Annotated in this window: 21 protein-coding genes and 1 tRNA gene; 13 read left to right on the forward strand and 9 right to left on the reverse strand. The window is 67.8% G+C overall.

Going from position 1 to position 17,993, the window contains the following annotated elements:
- Window positions 1–5: 5 nt before the first annotated feature.
- Window positions 6–584, forward strand: coding sequence for a TetR/AcrR family transcriptional regulator (locus C6A86_RS20200; protein ID WP_105366389.1), 579 nt, complete (start codon window positions 6–8; stop codon window positions 582–584).
- Here the strand turns inward: C6A86_RS20200 and C6A86_RS20205 are convergent.
- Genes C6A86_RS20205 through C6A86_RS20215 form a run of 3 tightly spaced genes read right to left on the reverse strand, consistent with a single transcriptional unit; the run spans window position 575 to window position 2,081 of the window.
- Complete coding sequence (locus tag C6A86_RS20205) at window positions 575–907, reverse strand: SDR family oxidoreductase (protein WP_311101237.1); 333 nt, start codon at window positions 905–907, stop codon at window positions 575–577. The two genes, C6A86_RS20200 and C6A86_RS20205, sit on opposite strands and share 10 nt — an antisense overlap.
- Window positions 895–1,299, reverse strand: coding sequence for an SDR family NAD(P)-dependent oxidoreductase (locus tag C6A86_RS20210; protein ID WP_311100838.1), 405 nt, complete (start codon window positions 1,297–1,299; stop codon window positions 895–897). The genes C6A86_RS20205 and C6A86_RS20210 overlap by 13 nt, the downstream gene beginning before the upstream one ends.
- Window positions 1,300–1,313: 14 nt before the next feature.
- On the reverse strand, window positions 1,314–2,081 hold the full coding sequence (locus tag C6A86_RS20215) for a FadR/GntR family transcriptional regulator (RefSeq protein ID WP_105366387.1): 768 nt from the start codon (window positions 2,079–2,081) through the stop codon (window positions 1,314–1,316).
- 48 nt (window positions 2,082–2,129) lie between these two features.
- Here C6A86_RS20215 and C6A86_RS20220 point away from each other — a divergent pair, with 48 nt between their 5' ends.
- The 7 genes from C6A86_RS20220 to C6A86_RS20250 all read left to right on the forward strand — a co-directional run bounded on the left by C6A86_RS20220 (window position 2,130) and on the right by C6A86_RS20250 (window position 9,161).
- On the forward strand, window positions 2,130–3,287 hold the full coding sequence (locus tag C6A86_RS20220) for an acyl-CoA dehydrogenase family protein (protein ID WP_105366386.1): 1,158 nt from the start codon (window positions 2,130–2,132) through the stop codon (window positions 3,285–3,287).
- A complete protein-coding gene (locus C6A86_RS20225) occupies window positions 3,284–4,204 on the forward strand; it encodes an acyl-CoA dehydrogenase family protein (RefSeq protein ID WP_105366385.1) in 921 nt (306 codons plus the stop codon). Before C6A86_RS20220 ends, C6A86_RS20225 begins: the two co-directional genes overlap by 4 nt.
- Complete coding sequence (locus C6A86_RS20230; RefSeq protein ID WP_105366384.1) at window positions 4,201–5,370, forward strand: acyl-CoA dehydrogenase family protein; 1,170 nt, start codon at window positions 4,201–4,203, stop codon at window positions 5,368–5,370. Before C6A86_RS20225 ends, C6A86_RS20230 begins: the two co-directional genes overlap by 4 nt.
- Window positions 5,370–6,389, forward strand: coding sequence for an acyl-CoA dehydrogenase family protein (locus C6A86_RS20235; protein ID WP_199196452.1), 1,020 nt, complete (start codon window positions 5,370–5,372; stop codon window positions 6,387–6,389). The genes C6A86_RS20230 and C6A86_RS20235 overlap by 1 nt, the downstream gene beginning before the upstream one ends.
- A gap of 37 nt (window positions 6,390–6,426) precedes the next feature.
- Window positions 6,427–6,942 carry a DUF4333 domain-containing protein gene (locus tag C6A86_RS20240; RefSeq protein WP_105366382.1) on the forward strand — a complete coding sequence of 172 codons (516 nt, stop codon included), beginning with the start codon at window positions 6,427–6,429 and terminating at the stop codon, window positions 6,940–6,942.
- 43 nt (window positions 6,943–6,985) lie between these two features.
- Window positions 6,986–8,434 (forward strand): neutral zinc metallopeptidase, encoded by a 1,449-nt coding sequence (locus tag C6A86_RS20245; RefSeq protein ID WP_105366381.1) that lies wholly within the window; start codon window positions 6,986–6,988, stop codon window positions 8,432–8,434.
- 61 nt (window positions 8,435–8,495) lie between these two features.
- Complete coding sequence (locus tag C6A86_RS20250; protein WP_311100839.1) at window positions 8,496–9,161, forward strand: DUF4333 domain-containing protein; 666 nt, start codon at window positions 8,496–8,498, stop codon at window positions 9,159–9,161.
- Between the two features lie 4 nt (window positions 9,162–9,165).
- Here C6A86_RS20250 and C6A86_RS20255 read toward each other — a convergent pair whose 3' ends face one another.
- Window positions 9,166–10,800: a hypothetical protein gene (locus C6A86_RS20255; protein ID WP_142406970.1), complete on the reverse strand. Its 1,635-nt coding sequence runs from the start codon at window positions 10,798–10,800 to the stop codon at window positions 9,166–9,168.
- 208 nt (window positions 10,801–11,008) lie between these two features.
- Here C6A86_RS20255 and C6A86_RS20260 point away from each other — a divergent pair, with 208 nt between their 5' ends.
- A complete protein-coding gene (locus C6A86_RS20260; protein ID WP_105363148.1) occupies window positions 11,009–11,281 on the forward strand; it encodes a hypothetical protein in 273 nt (90 codons plus the stop codon).
- 391 nt (window positions 11,282–11,672) lie between these two features.
- Here C6A86_RS20260 and C6A86_RS20265 read toward each other — a convergent pair whose 3' ends face one another.
- The gene (locus C6A86_RS20265; protein WP_233212987.1) at window positions 11,673–12,881 is read right to left on the reverse strand and encodes an ammonium transporter; all 1,209 of its coding nucleotides are present in this window, start codon (window positions 12,879–12,881) and stop codon (window positions 11,673–11,675) included.
- Window positions 12,882–13,057: 176 nt separating this feature from the next.
- On the opposite strand from C6A86_RS20265, the gene C6A86_RS20270 reads away from it, so the two are divergent.
- A complete protein-coding gene (locus tag C6A86_RS20270; protein WP_105363150.1) occupies window positions 13,058–13,282 on the forward strand; it encodes a hypothetical protein in 225 nt (74 codons plus the stop codon).
- A gap of 46 nt (window positions 13,283–13,328) precedes the next feature.
- On the opposite strand, the gene C6A86_RS20275 is transcribed toward C6A86_RS20270, so the two are convergent.
- Window positions 13,329–13,411: transfer RNA gene (locus C6A86_RS20275), tRNA-Leu, on the reverse strand.
- 253 nt (window positions 13,412–13,664) lie between these two features.
- On the opposite strand from C6A86_RS20275, the gene C6A86_RS20280 reads away from it, so the two are divergent.
- Genes C6A86_RS20280 through C6A86_RS20290 form a run of 3 tightly spaced genes read left to right on the forward strand, consistent with a single transcriptional unit; the run spans window position 13,665 to window position 14,983 of the window.
- Window positions 13,665–14,222, forward strand: a complete 558-nt coding sequence (locus C6A86_RS20280) for a hypothetical protein (RefSeq protein WP_233212985.1) — start codon at window positions 13,665–13,667, stop codon at window positions 14,220–14,222.
- A 24-nt stretch (window positions 14,223–14,246) separates the two neighbouring features.
- The gene (locus C6A86_RS20285) at window positions 14,247–14,624 is read left to right on the forward strand and encodes a hypothetical protein (RefSeq protein WP_105363152.1); all 378 of its coding nucleotides are present in this window, start codon (window positions 14,247–14,249) and stop codon (window positions 14,622–14,624) included.
- The gene (locus C6A86_RS20290) at window positions 14,621–14,983 is read left to right on the forward strand and encodes a DUF3817 domain-containing protein (RefSeq protein WP_105363153.1); all 363 of its coding nucleotides are present in this window, start codon (window positions 14,621–14,623) and stop codon (window positions 14,981–14,983) included. Before C6A86_RS20285 ends, C6A86_RS20290 begins: the two co-directional genes overlap by 4 nt.
- Here the strand turns inward: C6A86_RS20290 and C6A86_RS20295 are convergent.
- The 3 genes from C6A86_RS20295 to rph all read right to left on the reverse strand — a co-directional run bounded on the left by C6A86_RS20295 (window position 14,931) and on the right by rph (window position 17,920).
- Window positions 14,931–16,406 (reverse strand): MFS transporter, encoded by a 1,476-nt coding sequence (locus C6A86_RS20295; RefSeq protein ID WP_105363154.1) that lies wholly within the window; start codon window positions 16,404–16,406, stop codon window positions 14,931–14,933. The two genes, C6A86_RS20290 and C6A86_RS20295, sit on opposite strands and share 53 nt — an antisense overlap.
- Before the next feature lie 129 nt (window positions 16,407–16,535).
- Window positions 16,536–17,135, reverse strand: a complete 600-nt coding sequence (rdgB, locus tag C6A86_RS20300) for an RdgB/HAM1 family non-canonical purine NTP pyrophosphatase (RefSeq protein WP_105363155.1) — start codon at window positions 17,133–17,135, stop codon at window positions 16,536–16,538.
- A gap of 2 nt (window positions 17,136–17,137) precedes the next feature.
- On the reverse strand, window positions 17,138–17,920 hold the full coding sequence (gene rph, locus C6A86_RS20305; RefSeq protein WP_105363156.1) for a ribonuclease PH: 783 nt from the start codon (window positions 17,918–17,920) through the stop codon (window positions 17,138–17,140).
- Window positions 17,921–17,993 lie beyond the last annotated feature (73 nt).

The raw sequence follows: 17,993 nt of genomic DNA on the forward strand, positions 1-17,993 counted from the left end.
GCCGCGTGAGCACCGAGGGCAGGCTGGCGCCGACCACCTACAGCGCTGCGCAGACCCGTGTCATCACCGCCGCCCTGGACCTGTTCGGCGCACACGGTGTCAGCGGCACCTCGCTGCAGATGATCGCCGATGCCATCGGTGTCACGAAAGCCGCTGTCTACCACCAGTTCAAGAGCAAGGATGACGTCGTCATCGCGGTCGCCGAAACCGAGCTGGCGGCGCTACAGGACGCCCTGGACGCCGCGGAAGCAGAGGCCGACCAGGTGGCCGCCCGCGAAGTGCTGCTCACCCGGGTGGTCGATATGGCCGTCACCCGCCGCCAACTCACCGGTGTGCTGCAGTTCGACCCGGTGGTGGTCCGACTGCTGGCCGAGCACCGACCCTTCGCGCAGTTCATCGAGCGGCTGTATCAGGTCCTGCTCGGCGGCGGCGGCGGTGTCGAAGCCCGGGTCAACGCCGCGGTCATGTCCGGGGCGCTCAGCGCGGCGGTGATGCACCCGCTGGTCACCGACGTCGACGACGACACCCTGCGGGCCCAGATCCTCAAGGTCACCCGGCGCATCCTGGACCTGCCTCAGGCGTGACGGCTCGTCACTCCCCCGTCGACCACCAGGTAGGTACCGGTGATGAACGACGCCTTCGGTGACATCAGGAACGCCACCGCCGCGGCCACCTCTTCGGGATCACCGATGCGCCCCAGCGGCGCGGCCTGCACGAAACTCTCGCGCACCTCGTCGACATCCAGCGCGATCTGCAGCATCGGGGTGCGGATGAAGCCCGGGCACACGGCGTTGATCCGGATACCGGACGGGCCGAGCTGGGCGGCCATCGACCGGGTCAGCCCGAGCAGCCCGGCCTTGGACGCGCAGTAGGCCGGGATGAACGGATTGGCCGTCAGCCCTTCGATACTGAGATACCGACGACCGCGGGCCCACCGCCGGAGCGGGCACTGGCCTCCAGCTGGGGCAGCAGTTGTTGCACCAGCATCGCCTGCGCGCGCAGGTTCACATCGAGCACCGCGTCCCACGATTCCTCGGTGTAGGCGCCCACCGGCTCTGGGATCACCCGACCCGCGGCATGCACCAGACCGTCGACCCCGTCGATCGCCTGGATCGCGGCCTCCGTCGCCGCGCTGTCGGTGACGTCGACGACGTCAGCGGGCATCCCGAGTTCGGCGGCCACCTCGGTGACCTCGGGGGCGAGATCCCACAACACCACCTGCCGCCCATCGGCCACCAGCGCCTGCGCGCTCGCCCGCCCGATACCCGACGCCGCCCCGGTGACCACCACTGCTGCCATGGGCAGAACCTAGGTCAGCAAGTGCGCCGTTCGTGCGGCTTTGCGCCACGTGCCGCCCGGACCACGTCATCGGTGAAGCGTTCCAGCAGCACGGCCTGGGTGGCGGCGAGGTGCTTGCGCGCGATGCGTTCGGCTTCGGCCGCGTTACCCGCGGCGATCTCGTCGACGAGCCTGCGGTGGGTACGTACCGCGCCACGAGCCTCGGCAGGTGACGGATACTCGCCGCGCTTGACGACGTAGTCGGCCCACTTCTCCTCCTGCGCCGACCACAGCGCGACCAGACTTCCCACTACGTGACGCACGGTGGCATTCGGGGTGTATTCGACCACCAGATCATGGAATTCACGCGCGATGCGGGTGAACGCGGCGCCGTCGCCAACCGCTTCTGCGCAGGCGTCGACGTTGCGGGTCAGAGCCGGCACCACCGTCTTGAGCCGATCCGTGCGGCGCGCCACCTCGGCCACACACAACGGCTCCAGCAACTGCAGGCCGGCCGCCAGATCGCCGAGTGACACGGCGGATCCCTGCAGCGCCAGACCCAAGTGGTACGCCGCCGACGACTCGCTGGGCCGGTGCACTTCGGCGCCGCCGACACTGCCGCGGCGCACCGTCACCAACCCCTCGGTCTCCAGGATGCGCAGCGCCTCACGGACCGACGGATAGCTGACGCCGAACTCGGTGACCAGCTGGTCCTGGGTGGGCAACCGGTCGGCACCGGCCAGGATCCGGTCCCGCAGCTCGCCCGCGACGGTCTCGGCGATGCGGTGTTGCGGGGTGCGCATGGAACAAATACTAGCAATCCTTATAAGGATTGCCCTACGATCGCGGACGTGGACTTCGATATGGGGCCGGACGCCGCCGCGCTGCGCGGCGAGCTGCGCGATCTGGTGAAAGCGCATATCGCCGAGGACTATCTGGGCGCCTTCACCCATGACCCCGACGACCTGGCGGTGGCGCAGGCCTTCTGCCGACTGCTCGCCGAGCGCGGGCTGCTGTGCATGTCCTGGCCGACCGAGTTCGGCGGTCGGGCTTCCTCACCCTGGGAGCAGACCGTGGTGCGCGAGGAGATGTGGGCGCACCACGAACCGCGCGGCGCGCAGTACATGGGCGTCAACTGGGTGGGGCCGATCATCATGCGCCACGGCACCCCGGAGCAGCAGGCCAGACACCTGCCGCCGATCGCGGCCGGTGACGTGATCTGGTGCCAAGGGTTTTCCGAGCCGGAGGCCGGCTCGGATCTGGCGTCGCTGCGGACCTCGGCGGTGCGCGACGGCGACGGCTGGGTGATCAACGGCCAGAAGATCTGGACCTCCTACGCGACGATGGCGCAGTGGTGTTTTCTGCTGGTGCGAACGTCCAAGATAGGAAAAGAACCGGCTCGAAAAAAACAACACGGCCTGACGATCTTCCTGGTGCCCATGTCGGATCCGGCGATCACCGTGCGCCCCATCCAGACGATGATGGGCCCGCATCACCTCAACGAGGTGTTCTTCGATGACCTGCGGGTGACCGATGCCGATGTGCTCGGCACGGTGGACGATGGCTGGACGGTGGTGCAGAGCGTGCTGGCCTTCGAGCGCGTCGGCATCGCCCGCTATGCCCGCTGCGAACGTCTGCTGCAGCTGGCCCCGAAAGCCCTCGGCGAGCACTGGGCCGAGCTGCCCGAGGAGCTGCGCGGCCGCTGGGCGCGGATGCTCACGCACTGCCGACGGGCGCGATTGATGGCCTACCGGCTGGTGGCACTGCAGGCCGAGGGTCAGGTGCGCCCCACCGATTCGGCGGCGTACCGCATTGCGGTCACCAAGCTCGACCAGGACAGCGCCGAGGTACTGATGGAGATCATTGCCGCACTACCCGACGGGGTTTCGCGCATCTTCACCGCCGAGGTGGAGGACCACTGGCGGTACTCGCAGCCCTCGACGGTGTCCTCCGGCAGCATCGAGATGCAACGCATCCTGCTGGCCCGCACCCTGTTGGCGGCATCGTGAACATCGATTTGAGTCCGGAAGCCCGCGAGTACGGTGAGCAGGCCCTGCGGGCTTTCGAGTCCGCGGGCGGCGATGCGCTGCTGCAACGCGCCGAAGCCGATCCCTCCCAACGGGAATCGCTCGTCGGGGCGGTGCTGAAAAGTCTGGGCGCCTGGGATCTGGAGCCGCGCAGCGACACCGACTCCGCCGAAGCCGCGGCCGCGTTGTGCCGCAGCGCCGGGTACTGGGGTCTGCCCTACCCGTTGGCCGAGCGGCTGTCCCGGCCCGCCGATATCGACGCCGACGGGCTGATCGTGGTCGCCGGTCCCGCCCCGGCCGCCACCATCGCCGGTGTCGAGGGCAGCTGGGCGACAGTCACTGTGGACGGTCGCCGGGCGCGGGTGACGGGCACCGCCGACGCCCGGACGGCCTTCGTCACCTCGCTGCAACTCACCGACCTCGACGACGCCGGTGCCGCGGATGTCGCGTTGGCCCTTGTGCTGCCGTGCTGGACGCTGCTCGGGATGCTGGACCGCGCCATGGCGCTCACCATCGCCCATGTGAAGCTGCGACAGCAGTTCGGTCAGCCGCTGTCGGGATTCCAGAGCGTGCAGTTCCAGCTCACCGACGCCGAGGTGGAGCGCAGCGGCCTGGAGATGCTGGCCCGCTATGCGCTGTCCACTGTCACCGGACCCGACGCGCTCGCCGACGCGCTGGCCCTGCGACTGGCCGCGCTGGAGGCCGCCGAGGTGGTGTTCAAGGTGACCCACCAACTGCACGGCGCCGTCGGCTTCTGCGATGAGACCGTGCTGTCCTGGCTCTCGCGCTACAGCCAGCCGCTGCGGCGGCTGCCGCTGGGGCTGTCGGCGACCCGCGCGCAACTGACCGCACTGTTGGGTACCCGCGGCCTGACCGGACTGTACAGCGACGCAACATGACTCAGGACATCGAGCAGTTTCGCGACCGCGTCCGGCAGTGGTGCGACGAACACGTGCCCACCGATTGGCGCGCCGCCCAGACCGGGGTGAGCGACGACGAGTACGTGCGCTTCCAAAAGTCCTGGTTCGCCGAGTTGCACACCGCGGGTTTCGCGGTGCCGCACTGGCCTGCCGAGTGGGGCGGCGGCATGTCGGTGGCCGAACAGATTGTGCTGTACTCCGAACTCGCCGCCCATGACGCACCCCGGCTGGTGCTGGCCTTCGTCGGGATCCACCACGCCGCCTCCACGCTGCTGGCCGCGGGCACCGAGGAACAGCGCCGCCGCCACCTCCCGGCGATCCTCGACGGAGAGATCTGGGTGCAGGGGTTCTCCGAGCCCGAGGCCGGATCCGATCTCGCCGCCCTGCGCACCACGGCGCGCAGCGACGGTGCCGACTTCGTCGTCAACGGTCAAAAGGTCTGGGCCAGTGGCGGTCTGCACGCCGACTGGTGTCTGCTGCTGGCCCGCACCGATCCGGACGCCAAGAAACGGCACGGCATCTCGTACTTCCTGATGGACATGAAATCCCCTGGCATCGAGGTCAGGCCGATCAAGCAGGCCACCGGTGAATCACACTTCTGCGAGGTGTTCCTCAACGACGTCCGGGTGCCCGCCGCCAACCTGGTGGGCCCGGTGAACAAGGGGTGGCAGGTCGCCCAGGAGACGCTCGGCGCCGAACGGGGAATGACGATGCTCGAGCTCGCCGAGCGACTCGGCAACGCCGGCTTCCGCTGGCTGGTCGCCGAATGTGCGCGCGCGGGTGTACTCGCCGATTCACTGGTGGCGGATCGGCTGGCGCAGTTCGAGATCGAGATCACCGGGCTGCGGGGGCTGTGCCGCGGTCTGGTCGAAGGCCGAAGTGACGGCCAGGCCGACGCCTCGGTGGTGAAGCTGTTCTACAGCGAACTGCTGCAGCGGCTCACCGACTTCGGCGCCCAGATCAGCGGCCTGGCCGGGCACACCGTGCTGGCCAAACCCATATCGAGCGGCTGGGAATCCGGCGCGTGGGTACTCGATTTCATCGGCTCCTGGGAATGGACCATCCCGGGCGGTGCCAGCGAGATCCAGCGCACCATCATCGGTGAGCGCGGACTGGGCCTGCCCCGTGAACCGGCGGGAGCATGATGACACGCGACTTCGCCGATCTGCATCCGGAACTGCGGGCGGTGGCCAGGAACCTGCTGACCGCCGGGCATCCGGACTGGACGCTGCTCACCCAGGCCGGCTGGCCAGGCCTGGAGATCGCGGAGTCACTCGGCGGCGCCGAGGTGTCCTTTGCCGAAACCGCGGTCGTCGCCGAGGAACTCGGACGGGCCGCCGCACGCAGCAGCCACCTCGGCGTCAGTCTCGGCATCGGCGCACTGCTCGCGCTGCCCCCCGACACCGCCCGCGATGAGGCGTTGTCCGCGGCCGCCGACGGCACGGAATTGCCGGTCGCCGTGCTGAGCACAGGTGAGCGCCCCAGCATCGGTTTCACCCTGGCGGCCGGCGGGCTCAGTGGCACTGCCGATTTCGTGCCGGACGCCACCGAGGCAACCCGGCTGCTGATTCCCGCCCAGGACTCCGAGGGCACGCCCACCCTGGTGCAGATCGATCCGGCGGCCACCGGGCTGCTGGTCACGGCGCAGCCGACGCTCGATGAGACCCGTCGGCTCGCCACGGTCACCGCCGACGGTGTGCAACCCACCCAGGTATGGCCGTTCCCGGCCACGCAACACCTGCTGGACCGTGGGACTGTCGCGGTCGCCGCCGACAGCCTCGGCCTGGCCGAGGCGATGCTGGCCGCGACCGTCGACTATGTGGGGATACGGCACCAGTTCGGCCGACCCATCGGTTCGTTCCAGGCGGTCAAACACGCCTGCGCGGACATGCTGGTGCAGATCCGGGTGACGCGCTGCCTGGTCGAGGCCGCCGTCGACGCGGTGGCCGCGGGTTCCGATGCCCAGACGGCGGTGTCCATGGCCAAGGCGTATGCATCCGACATCGCGGTGGCCGTCGCGGGCAAGGCGATGCAACTGCACGGCGGTATCGGGTACACCTGGGAAAGCGGCGTGCACACCTACCTCAAGCGAGCGACCCTGAACCGGTCACTGTTCGGGTCCCCGACCGCGCACCGGCGCGCACTGGCGACGCGCTTCCGATAACGCTGCCGGCCGGTCGGACGTGTGCCATCGTGCTGCTATGCCTCGGGGGTCGATGGTCGCGCCGGCACTGATCGCCGTGGCGGCAGTCGTGTCGTGCTCGGTGCCCACCGACAAGAGCGTCAGCCGGGAGCGGCTACAGGACCAGATCGTCGAGGAGGTCACCGAACAGTCGGGTGCCGCGCCGGATTCGGTCAGCTGCCCGGGCGACCTCCAGGCATCCGTCGGGGCCACCATGGAATGCACGCTGGCCGATGGCGGGCAACAGCGCGACGTCCGCGTGACGGTCGGCAGCGCCGAGGGCGACCAGGTCGGCCTGCTCATCGAGCAGACGATCGGCAGACAGACCGTCGCCGAACAGATCACCGAGCAGATCCGCAGACAGATCGGCCGGGCGCCGCAGTCGGTGAGCTGCCCGGCCGATCTCAGCGGCGACGCGGGTGCCACGCTGCGCTGCGAACTCACGGATTCCGGCAAGACCTACGGCGTGACGGTGACGACCGTCAACCGTGGTGAGGTGACCTTCGACATCAAGGTCGACGAGCAGCCGCAGTAGTCGAGGACAGAGGTCCCCCGCCGCGCCTTGTTAGCCTGTCGGCATGCACCGACGGGCCGGACGCCTCGCTCGATGGCTCAGCGTTGCGCTCATCACGGCGCTGGCACTCACCGGATGCGGCACCACCATGCTCGACGGCCGCGCGGTGTCGATGCTCTACGACCCGTCCCGCGCCGGCGGGTTGCCCGCCAGTGACGGCCCCAGCGGGCCTCGCCCCGACGCGCCCGCTCCGACCCGCACCGCGGAGAACAGCGATGGCGGCCCGGTCGATCAGCTGGCCCTACGGGCCATCGACGATCTGGAGCAGTTCTGGTCGGAGAACTGGAACGGGGCACTGACCGGGACATACAGTCCGGTCGCCGGGCTGGTGTCCTATGACGCCGCCGACCCGGACACCCCGCAGGTCTGCGGCAACGACCTTTACGGTCTGTCCAACGCGTTCTACTGCTTTGACGCCGACGTGATGGCCTGGGATCGCGGCGAGTTCATCCCCGGGGCGGCGCAGTACTTCGGTGAGATGGGTGTCGTCGGCGTGATGGCCCACGAATACGGTCACGCCGTGCAGGCCAAGGCACATCTGGTGGAGAAGTCCACCCCGGTGTTGGTCAAGGAACAGCAGGCCGACTGCTTCGCGGGGGTCTATCTGCACTGGGTCGCCGCCGGGAAATCGCCGCGTTTCGCGCTGAGCACCGGCGACGGTCTCAATCACGTTCTGGCCGGGGCGATCTACATCCGCGACCCGTTGATGACGCAGGAAGAGGCGATCCTCACCGGTGATGCACACGGATCGGCGCTGGATCGGATCAGCGCCTTCCAGATCGGGTTCAGCGGGAACGCCGATCAGTGCGCGGCCATCGACATGGAGGAGATCATCGAACGCCAGGGCGACCTGCCGAAGTTCCTGTCCTACGACTCCTATGGCGATCCGAGCGCCGGCAACAGCGTCATCGACGCCGATCTGCTGAACAGTCTGATGAACACGCTCGCGGACGTCTACTCGCCCGACAACCCGCCCGCCCTGAACATGGAGATGGCCAGTTGTCCGGACGCGGAGTCCATTTCGCCCGCGGCGTACTGCCCGGCGACCAACACGATCAACGTCAACCTGCCAGCCCTGCAGGAGCTGGGCACCCCGAAGTCCGAGGAGCAGGGCGTGCTGCTGCAGGGCGACAACACCGCGTTGTCCATCATCACTTCTCGCTATGCGCTTGCCGTGCAACAGGAACGCGGCATCCCGCTGGAGTCGCCGGTGACGGCGCTGCGCACGGCCTGCCTCACCGGGGTGGCGCAGGGCCGGATGGCCGAGCCGGGAAGTCCGTTGACGCTGTCGGCCGGGGATACCGACGAAGCGATCTCGGGACTGCTCACCAATGGTCTGGCGGCCAGCGACGTCAACGGCGTGACGGCCACGGCCGGCTTCACCAGGATCCTGGCCTACCGGGCCGGGCTGTCCGGTGATCCCGAGCAGTGCTACGAACGGTTCTCGGCATGAGCGACGCTTGCGGAGCGAATCAACAAACGCCATGCGGGACCCGAGCCTGCGAGGGAACCGCATGACCCGGCCACCGGATCCTTCCCAGCAACCGTGGTGGGCGCGCCCGGGTGGCGCGCCCGCACCGCACGGGCAGCCGCGACACGGCGCGCCTGGGCACGGCGCACCGCCGCCGTCGGGCCCGCCGCCCCGCCAGCCCTATCCGCCTGCCCCCCAGCAGTATCCGCCGCACCGGCAATCGCCACCGCCGGGGTACCCTCCGCCCCCGCAGCGGGTCCCCCCGCCGCCGCAATACCCGCCGCAACAGCAGCAGCGCCCGGCGCCCGTCATCGACCCGAACCGCTACACCCTGCCGCCGGGTCCGCCGTCATCGCACCGCGCACCCTCGAAGAGGTCAGGGCCCGACAGACGCACCGTGCTCATCGGCGCCGGGGTGGCCGTCGCACTGGTGGTCGCCGGCGTGGGCCTGTGGCAGTTCCTCTTCCGCGACGCCACCGTCATCAACGTCGAGCAGGCCGAGGCGGGCGTCCGCGAGATCCTGTCGGACCCGATCAACGGGTACGGCGCCAACAGCATCAGCGCGCTGCGGTGCAATGACGGCAGGGACCCGTCGGCGGCCAAGGGCGACAGCTTCACCTGCGCCGTCGAGATCGACGGGACCGTCCGCCACGTGTATGTCGAATTCCAGGACGACAACGGCACGTTCGCAGTCGACGGTCCCCGGTAGTCGGTCAGACCGCCTTGAGCTGTGCGGTGACCAGGGTGTAGCTGCTGGTCTGCCAGGCGTCCAGGAACTTGTCGAGCGGCACCGGCAGACCCTGGCCGTTCGCCCACGCGCTGTCGTTGATGTAGACGACGTTCTTGCTCGTGTTGACGCTGAGCACGATCACCATGTGGTCGCTGCTCATGGTGCTGCCCGGCGGACGGTACCGCTCAGGGTGGAAGAAGGTGTTCTCGTAGGCCTTCCACACGATGTCGGCCTTCAGCGAGACCAACACGCCCTGCCGATCTGCCAACGATGCGGTCATGGTGTCCAGCGCGAGCTGGCGCTGGCTCCTCAAGAAGCTGGTCATATCGGCGTCGACGCCGTTCAGATTGAGCAGCTTCAGAACGTCGACCGTGTTCGTGCCGTAGTGCTTGCCGGGCTCGTCGCCGTCGCCTTCGAAGATCGCCTGGCCGTTGAAGATATCGCTGGGAGTGGACCACGCCTGCTCCAGAATCGCCTGCTGGGTCGGCATGACACCGGTGAGCTGGCCGATGATCCCGGCACTGGCCATGATCGCGCAGGATGACGCGTCACCCTGGAAGATCCAGTACGGCTTGTTCGTCGCATAATTGCCGTACTCGACATCGCCGAGTGCCGGCGGCTCGATATCGATCAGATTCGCGACGCCGAAGGTACGGGCCAGATCGCCGCTGAGATCGGCGATATTGTCTTGTACACCGTCGATCTGGTTCACCACGGCCTCGGCGACCATGCTGCCCAGATTTCGCAGGACGAGGCCGAGCTTGTCGGGACGGGGCAGGCTCCACACGAGCCGGGTTTTCTGGGCCGACGGAACAACCGGGGCGACACCGGCCGTCGCAGCCAGCTGCGCCGTGACCAGGTTGTAGTTCGAGGCGCTCCACTCAGACAGGAAGTCGTCGATGTCCACCGTCAAGCCCTGGCCGACGGATCTGGTCGGGTCGTTGTAGGTCACGGTGCCGGCCTCGGTATCCACACCCAGGACGACCACCGACTTCCCGACAGGACCGCTGAAACCGTCCGAGACGCCGCTCATCGTCACGATCATCGCCTTGCCGGGATTCTGCAGACCTGAGGTAAGCGCGTGCAAGGCATGCGACTCCTGGTCGTGCGCAAAGTAGCTCGTCATGATGCGAACACCCTTGCCCTGCAGTACTTCATAGCTGTCGGTCCACGACACGAATCGATTCGCATCCGGGTCGTACACCTTGACGTTGGCGTTGTACAGGCTGTCCTCGTCCATCGCCAGATCGAGGAAGGCCTGGACGTCGACCTGCGTTCCGGTCAGCTGTGCCCACGCCATCGCGGCGGTCGCCAGGGCGTGCGAACGGTAGGCCTGCTGGACCCAGTACTGCTGATTTGCGGCCGGATTCCCGTATGGGGCGGGCTCGATGAACACCACCCGTTTGATCCCGAGCATGCGGGTCACGTCGGCACCGAGAACCGTGAGATTGCGTTGCATCCCCCGAATCTGGTGCGCGACGGTGCCGTAGAGGTCACGCCCGAACTGCTGCAACGTCCGCAGGATTTGGTGGGGAGTAGGCGGCGCCCAGGCGAATGCGGCAGGTGCTACCGGCAACGCCGCCGAAAGTGTCGGCGCGGTCGCGTCCGGTTCGGTCACGTCGGACCTACGGGTATCGGTGTCCGTGGTCGCAGCGGTGCTCTGCACCGTAACGTCGACCGTCGGGACGGTCTCTGCCCCAGTCGGTTCATCGACGGGTGCCGATACCGATGAGAGCTCCGGCGCAACTTGGGCTTCCGGCTCGGCCTCCCGCTCGTCCGCAAGCGGCGTCGCATCGTGACCACGGGGGGTCTCGAGGTCCGCTGCGTTGTCGGCTTCATCGGTTTCTGTTGCCCTGCTGCGCAAAGCCGCTCCGGTCGCGGCTGCGCGCACGCTGCGTACCGCGATCGGGCCCGTTCGGCTCGCCTTGTTCGACGGGCTCGCCTTGTCCGACGACTCCGACCCCGCACTGCTCGAACTCGAAGGACTGTCCGACGATCCGGAGTCGGTGTCGGCGGTCGCGATGGCGGCACCCCCGATCATCGCCGCCCCCATGCCCAGGGTCAGCGCTCCAGAGCCCAACCACACCCGAACAGCATGAGCGCGACGGTCATCGTCAGTCGAATCGTTGCAAGCCACCACTAACACCACTTCCCCGGCAGATTGGCGGAACAGCCAATATTGACGCCAGCGAAAGTGGCGGCGAAGTGGATCGTAAAAGGGACACAGCAATCCCGCAAGCAAACATAAAAACGCGCCCGCGCCAACCGAAGCCGCCCGGGCGCAACGCGATTGCGCGCAAACCCCGCAGGCAGGGCCGCATTATCCCGAACCGATTCGACCCCGGCACAGAAGCGGCGACAAATCAGCTAACTGTCAGCAACTGACAGCAACCGACGCGCTTTTCCGGCCTGCCTGCCCGAATGTCCCCACCGTGCACATAACGAAGTTGCGATGGCAACCGAAATATTGCCATCGCAAAGATCTGCGGGTCAGGCGCCGGGACGCTTGTGCGGTGTCCCGTGCACGCCCTCCGCGTACGCGGTTTCGGCGTGCTGGGTGAAGTCGATGCCGGACAGTTCGTCCTCGCGGGTGACCCGGAAACCGACCGTCATCGCGATGATCTTCGCCAGCACGAATGAAACAACGAATGCGAAGGCGGCGACGACGACAATCGCCAGTGTCTGCTTGCCCAGCTGGGTGACCCCGCCGCCGTAGAACAGACCTTCCGGTCCGCCCGAGATCATTTCCGCGGCCAACAATCCGATCAGGAAGGTACCCACCACGCCGCCGACGAAGTGCACCCCGACCACGTCCAGGGAGTCGTCATAACCGGCCTTGAACTTCCAGCCGATGGCGAACGAGCAGACCACGCCGGCGGCGAGACCGACCAGAATGGCACCGAGCGGTGAGACGAACCCGCACGACGGGGTGATGGCGACCAGCCCGGCCACCACACCGGACGCCGCACCGAAGGTGGTCGGATGGCCGTCGCGGAACCGTTCCACGGCCAACCAGCCGAGCATGCCCAGACATCCGGCAAGCAGTGTGTTCAGGAAGATCACGGCCGCCTTGCCGTCGACGGCGAAGGCCGACCCGGCGTTGAATCCGAACCAGCCGAACCACAGCAGACCGACACCGAGCAGCACGAACGGAAGATTGTGCGGACGCATCGCCTCGGACTTGAAGCCGATACGCGGCCCAAGCACCAGCGCGAGGGCCAATGCCGATGCCCCGGAGACAATTTCGACGACCAGCCCACCCGCATAGTCGAGCGCACCGAAGGTCGCCAACCACCCGCCGGGCCCCCACACCCAGTGCGCCACCGGCGAATACACCAGCAGGGTCCAGGCCGCGACGAACAACACCCACGACGAGAACTTGGCGCGATCGGCGATGGCGCCGCTCACCAGGGCCGCGGTCAGGATCGCAAACGCCAGTTGGAAGGTGACGAACAGGAGCTCGGGCACATTGGAGCGCACCGCGTCCAGGTCGATACCTGACAACCCGATGTGCTGCAGCCCACCGATCAAACCGCCGCCGGCATCCTCACCGAACGCCAGGCTGTAGCCGGCCACCACCCACGTCACCGTGACGACCGGGATGGAGATGAAGCTCATCATGATCATGTTGAGCACGCCGGTCGAGCGGACCATGCCGCCGTAGAAGATGGCCAGACCGGGCGTCATCAACAGAACCATGGCGGTGCTGACAAGCAGCCAGGTCGTGGCGGCCGGATCGATCTGCACGGGGACTCCTTCGTCTGAGCAAAACGCCCGGACGACTATGACACAGCCGTGCTGAGCCGCCGACGGTTTCCCGCTGGCATGGACACTTACTAGCGTTGGGCGGCCTTCAGGCGGGGTACTCGGAGGTCATGGCTGACAACTCATGGACCGTCCAGATCGGTGTCGTCGACGATCCGCAGAACACGGGCGTGCCGCCGGTGCCCACCGACGTCTACCAGGGCGACGAGGCGGGCGCTCGAGCCGAATTCGACGAGCGGTCCGCCGATGCCCGGGAGGCGGATTACCGCTATGTGATGCTGCGGCATATCGGCGAGGTGGTCGAGTGCTGGGGAACTCCGCCCGCCGCGGGGTAGGAACCGGCACAACCAACGGCAGCGCCAAATCGAAGGAGCTTTACTGTGCGGGCGGAGGGATTCGAACCCTCACGCTCTTCCGAGCACCGGCACCTAAAGCCGGCATGTCTGCCGTTCCATCACGCCCGCAGGCGGGTTCAGACTACCGTCTCGCTGCGCGTATCTGGTTGTCGGTGGGGCGAACTAACGTCGAGGGCAGGCAGCGGGAGGCCCTATGCGCTCGATCGAAAATTTCAACACCGTGCGGTCACTGATTGACGCCGGATTGAATGACTGTGCGATCTCACGACAGACGGGGATACCGCGGCGGACCGTCTGCGATTGGCGGCACAACCGCCGTTCAATCACACCGCGCGACAGCTGTAGCAGCCACGACTACAGCATGCTGCCGTCGGACGCGTACAGCTACCTCCTGGGCATGTACCTCGGCGACGGCTATGTCTGCCGCGCCGGCCGCGTCTGGCGGCTCCGAGTGACACTCGACAAGAAGTATCCGGGGATCATCGAGAGCTGCTGTGACGCCATCGACAAAATTATGCTCGGCCAACATGCCACGGTGTTCCCCCGCAAGACCGGCTGCGTCGACGTGTCGCTCTTCTCCAAACACTGGCCATGTCTGTTCCCCCAACACGGACCAGGGCCGAAACACCTCCGCCCGATCATCCTGCAACCCTGGCAGCAGGCCCACGTCGACGCCGCCACCGAGGACTTCATCCGCGGTCTCATCCACAGCGACGGTTGCCGCGTGGTGGCCAACGACCGCGGGGTCGCCAGCGTCCGCTATCACTTCACCAACCACTCGACCGATATCCGCAATCTGTTCTGCGCCGCCCTCGACGCACTCGGCATCCCGTGGACCCAGAACAGCCGCTACATGATCGCGGTATATAGAAAAGCCGCGACCGCACGCCTCGATGAGTTCGTCGGCCCCAAGGCCTGAATCGGCGGACGGTAAAGTCGACCCATGTCCACTACACGACGTAGGAGACCGGCGCTCATCGCGCTGGCCGCCGTCGGCGCCGGCGGCTGCCTGCTGCTGGCGTGGTGGCAGTGGACCCGCTACGAATCGAACTCGGGCACCTTCCTGAATCTCGGGTACGCCCTGCAGTGGCCGATGTTCGCCGCATTCTGCGTCTACGCATACTTCAAGTTCGTCCGCCTGGAGGAAGCCCCGCCGACCTACGACCCGACGGACACCGCCACCGAGATCCCGGCCGGCCTTCTCCCGGAACGCCCCAAGGCCGCGGCGCCCGCCGACGACGATCCGACGCTGCGGGAGTACAACGCCTACCTCGCCGATCTCGCACAATCCGAAAACCCTGACGACAGGACCACCACATGAGCACGCCCGAGACCCCGGCCGAAACTGACAGCCAGGAACCGCTGGTTCCGCTGTCCTCCATCCAGAAGGCGCTGGCCAGCTACCGGGTGCTGGCCTGGGCGACCGGTCTCTGGCTGATCGCGCTCTGCTACGAGATGGTGCGCAAGTACGGGTTCCAGGACGACTCACTGAGCTGGATCGCCGTGGTGCACGGCTGGGTGTACTTCGCCTATCTGATCGCCACCGCGAACCTCGCGGTGAAGGTCCGCTGGCCGCTGGGCCGCGCGATCGGCACCCTGATCTCCGGCACCGTTCCCCTGCTGGGTCTCATCGTGGAGCACTTCCAGACGCAAGACGTGAAGAAGCGCTTCGGTCTGTGACTTCCGCTTCCTGACGCGCCACCGGGATCAGCAGCGTCAGCACCGCGGACAGCCCGGACACCGCCGCCGCTACGATCAGCGCGGTGCGGAACCCGTCAAGGGTGGGCACCTCGTGCCCACCGGCGGTCATCGTCATCGCCGCCAGGATGGCGCCGAGCACGGCACTGGAGATCGAGGTGCCCAGCGACCGCGCCAGCGCATTGAGACCGTTGGCGGCCGCGGTCTCCGACATCGGCACGGCGGCGTTGATGAGCGCCGGCATGGACGCGTAGGCGAAACCCACCCCGATGCTGATGAGCACGTTGAGCGCCAGCACCTGCGGCCCACTGCCGAGCAGCCACAGCCCGGATAGGTAGGACGCGGCGATGATGACGCAGCCGACGAACAGCGTGAAACGTGGGCCGCGGGCCCCGGCCACCCGCGCCGCGATCGGCGCCATCACCATCATCGCCAGCCCGCCGGGTGCCATCCACAGCCCCGCCTCCAGCATGGACATGCCCAGCCCATAGCCGGTGTCGGTGGGCAGTTCCAGCACCTGCGGGGCGATCAGGGTGAGTGCGAACATGGCGAACCCCACCCCGACCGAGGCGATGTTGGTGAGCAGCACCGGCGGCCGGACCGAGGTGCGCAGGTCGACGATCGGTGAGTCGAAGCGCAGCTGCCACACCACGAAGACGGCGAATACCACCAGCGATGCGGCGAACATCCCGACGGTGGTCCCCGAGGTCCAGCCCCAGTCCCGGCCCTTGGTGATCCCGAGCAACAACGTCACCAGACCGCCGGCGAGCAGCAGCGCGCCCAGCGGATCGAGCCGGTCACTCGAGGATGCCGGCACCGCGGGCACCAGCACGACGAAGAGCACCAGCAGTACGGCGCCGAGACCGGCGGCGAACCAGAACAGCGCATGCCAGCTGAACTGCTGAGCGATCGCGGCAGAGAGCGGCAGCCCGAGCGCGCCGCCCACCCCCAGCGAGGAGCTCATCAGTCCCATCGCGCTGCCGACCCGCTCGGCGGGCACCGAGGCCCGCAGCACGCTGATGCCCAAGGGGATGATCGGAATGCCCAACCCCTGCAGACCGCGGCCGATGACAAACGGGACCAGCGACGTGCTCAGCGCGGACACCAGCGATCCGGCGATCAGCACCGCGGCACACACGATCAGGATCGGTTTCGGACCGTAGAGATCACCGAGGCGGCCGAAGACCGGGGTGGTGACGGCGGCCGTCAGCAGCGTGGCGGTGATGGCCCAGGATGCGTTGGACGGGCTGGCGTGCAACAGCTTCGGCAGCTCCGGGATGAGCGGGATGATCAGGGTCTGCATCAGTGAGACGCTGATACCGGCGGCGCACAGCACGGCGATCAGAACGCCGGGATGGGCCGATAGCGGCCGTCGCTGCTCGGTGGGGACCACGGCCGCGAGCATTACACGTTAGTTGCGCTATGCAAAATTTCAGCGCTCTCAAATTCGGCGAAACTCGCGTACCCGGTGTTAATCGCGACGCCGTTACCCCGGGTACGCGAGTTTCGCCAAGCAGAGCGGGCGATGGCAGAGCTAGATGAGCGCGCGCAGCGCCGGCACCAGCAGCGCCAGCGCACGGCCACGGTGCGAGGCCGCGTCCTTCTCGGCCGGGGTCAGTTCGGCCGCCGACCGCGCCGATCCGTCCGGGACGAAGATCGGGTCATAGCCGAACCCGCCCTCGCCCCGCGGCTCCAGGGCGATGGCACCCGGCCACTCACCGCGCACCACCGTTTCACCGGAGCCGGACACCAGTGCGCACGCCGAGACGAAGGCCGCCCCGCGCCGCTCGTCGGGCACATCGCGCAGCTGGCCCAGCAGCAGCTCCAGGTTCGCTACGTCATTGCCGTGCGCACCGGACCACCGCGCCGACAGCACGCCCGGCATCCCGTTCAGCGCGTCGACGGCAAGACCCGAGTCGTCGGCCACCGCCGGGATCCCGGTCGCGGCGTAGGCGTCGCGCGCCTTGGCCAGCGCGTTCTCCTCGAAGGTCGCGCCGGTCTCGGGTGCCTCCTCGAACGGCGGCACATCGGTCAGCGACAGCAGCGTCAGCCCGGAGAGCCCGGCCGCGTCGAGCACCCGACGCAGCTCGGCCAGCTTCTTGGCGTTGCGGGAGGCAACCAGCAGCCGGGACATCCCTAGCTTCCGAAGGACTTCTTCGCCGGCCCACTGGGCTCGGGCAGCACACCCGGGTAGGGCAGCTCGAGGGCGGCGCGCTGGATGGTGAACAGCTCCTCGCAGGACGCCATCGCCAGGTCCAGCATTTTGTCCAGCGTCGAGCGCGGGAACGTCGCGCCCTCGCCGGTGCCCTGGATCTCCACCAGGGTGCCGGTATCGGTGGCGACGACGTTCATATCGACCTCGGCACGGGAGTCCTCGGTGTAGGGCAGATCCACCCGGACCCGGCCGTCGACGACGCCGACCGACACGGCGGCGATAGCGCAGGACAGCGGACGCGGATCGGACAGTCGGCCCGCCGCCGCCAGATAGGTCACGGCATCGGAGAGCGCCACATAGGCGCCGGTGATCGCGGCGGTGCGGGTGCCACCGTCGGCCTGCAGGACGTCGCAGTCGATGGCGATGGTGTTCTCCCCCAGCGCACCGAGGTCGATACAGGCGCGCAGGGACCGGCCGACCAGCCGGCTGATCTCCTGGGTACGTCCGCCGACCTTGCCCTTGACGGACTCACGGCCGGAGCGCTCGTGGGTGGCCGCGGGCAGCATGGCGTACTCGGCGGTCAGCCAGCCCTGCCCGGAGCCCTTCCGCCAGCGCGGCACTCCCTCGGTGACCGAGGCGGCGCACATGACCCGGGTCTGGCCGAACTCGACCAGCACCGAGCCGGCGGGGTGGGTGGTGAAACCGCGGGTGATGACCACTGGCCTCAGTTCGTCGTCAAGCCGGCCGTCTTCTCGTCTGGACACGAGGCAACACTAGCGCGCGACGATCAAGCGGTGAGGAACGAGCCGCGTTGAGGAGCACGCTCCAGACAAGCCA

Origin of the sequence: Mycobacterium sp. ITM-2016-00316, from assembly GCF_002968335.2 — a bacterium.
Classification (GTDB): Bacteria; Actinomycetota; Actinomycetes; order Mycobacteriales; family Mycobacteriaceae; genus Mycobacterium.

Excerpts from the sequence above, each read along its gene's own strand:
- C6A86_RS20270 (WP_105363150.1), top strand. The coding sequence starts at position 13,058 with ATGGCTGACAACTCATGGACCGTCCAGATCGGTGTCGTCGACGATCCG.
- C6A86_RS20240 (WP_105366382.1), top strand. The coding sequence starts at position 6,427 with ATGCCTCGGGGGTCGATGGTCGCGCCGGCACTGATCGCCGTGGCGGCA.
- C6A86_RS20210 (WP_311100838.1), bottom strand. The coding sequence starts at position 1,299 with ATGGCAGCAGTGGTGGTCACCGGGGCGGCGTCGGGTATCGGGCGGGCG.
- C6A86_RS20295 (WP_105363154.1), bottom strand. The coding sequence starts at position 16,406 with ATGCTCGCGGCCGTGGTCCCCACCGAGCAGCGACGGCCGCTATCGGCC.
- C6A86_RS20285 (WP_105363152.1), top strand. The coding sequence starts at position 14,247 with ATGTCCACTACACGACGTAGGAGACCGGCGCTCATCGCGCTGGCCGCC.
- C6A86_RS20245 (WP_105366381.1), top strand. The coding sequence starts at position 6,986 with ATGCACCGACGGGCCGGACGCCTCGCTCGATGGCTCAGCGTTGCGCTC.
- C6A86_RS20250 (WP_311100839.1), top strand. The coding sequence starts at position 8,496 with ATGACCCGGCCACCGGATCCTTCCCAGCAACCGTGGTGGGCGCGCCCG.
- C6A86_RS20290 (WP_105363153.1), top strand. The coding sequence starts at position 14,621 with ATGAGCACGCCCGAGACCCCGGCCGAAACTGACAGCCAGGAACCGCTG.
- C6A86_RS20235 (WP_199196452.1), top strand. The coding sequence starts at position 5,370 with ATGACACGCGACTTCGCCGATCTGCATCCGGAACTGCGGGCGGTGGCC.
- C6A86_RS20230 (WP_105366384.1), top strand. The coding sequence starts at position 4,201 with ATGACTCAGGACATCGAGCAGTTTCGCGACCGCGTCCGGCAGTGGTGC.
- rdgB (WP_105363155.1), bottom strand. The coding sequence starts at position 17,135 with ATGTCCCGGCTGCTGGTTGCCTCCCGCAACGCCAAGAAGCTGGCCGAG.
- C6A86_RS20265 (WP_233212987.1), bottom strand. The coding sequence starts at position 12,881 with ATGGTTCTGTTGATGACGCCCGGTCTGGCCATCTTCTACGGCGGCATG.
- C6A86_RS20280 (WP_233212985.1), top strand. The coding sequence starts at position 13,665 with ATGCTGCCGTCGGACGCGTACAGCTACCTCCTGGGCATGTACCTCGGC.
- C6A86_RS20215 (WP_105366387.1), bottom strand. The coding sequence starts at position 2,081 with ATGCGCACCCCGCAACACCGCATCGCCGAGACCGTCGCGGGCGAGCTG.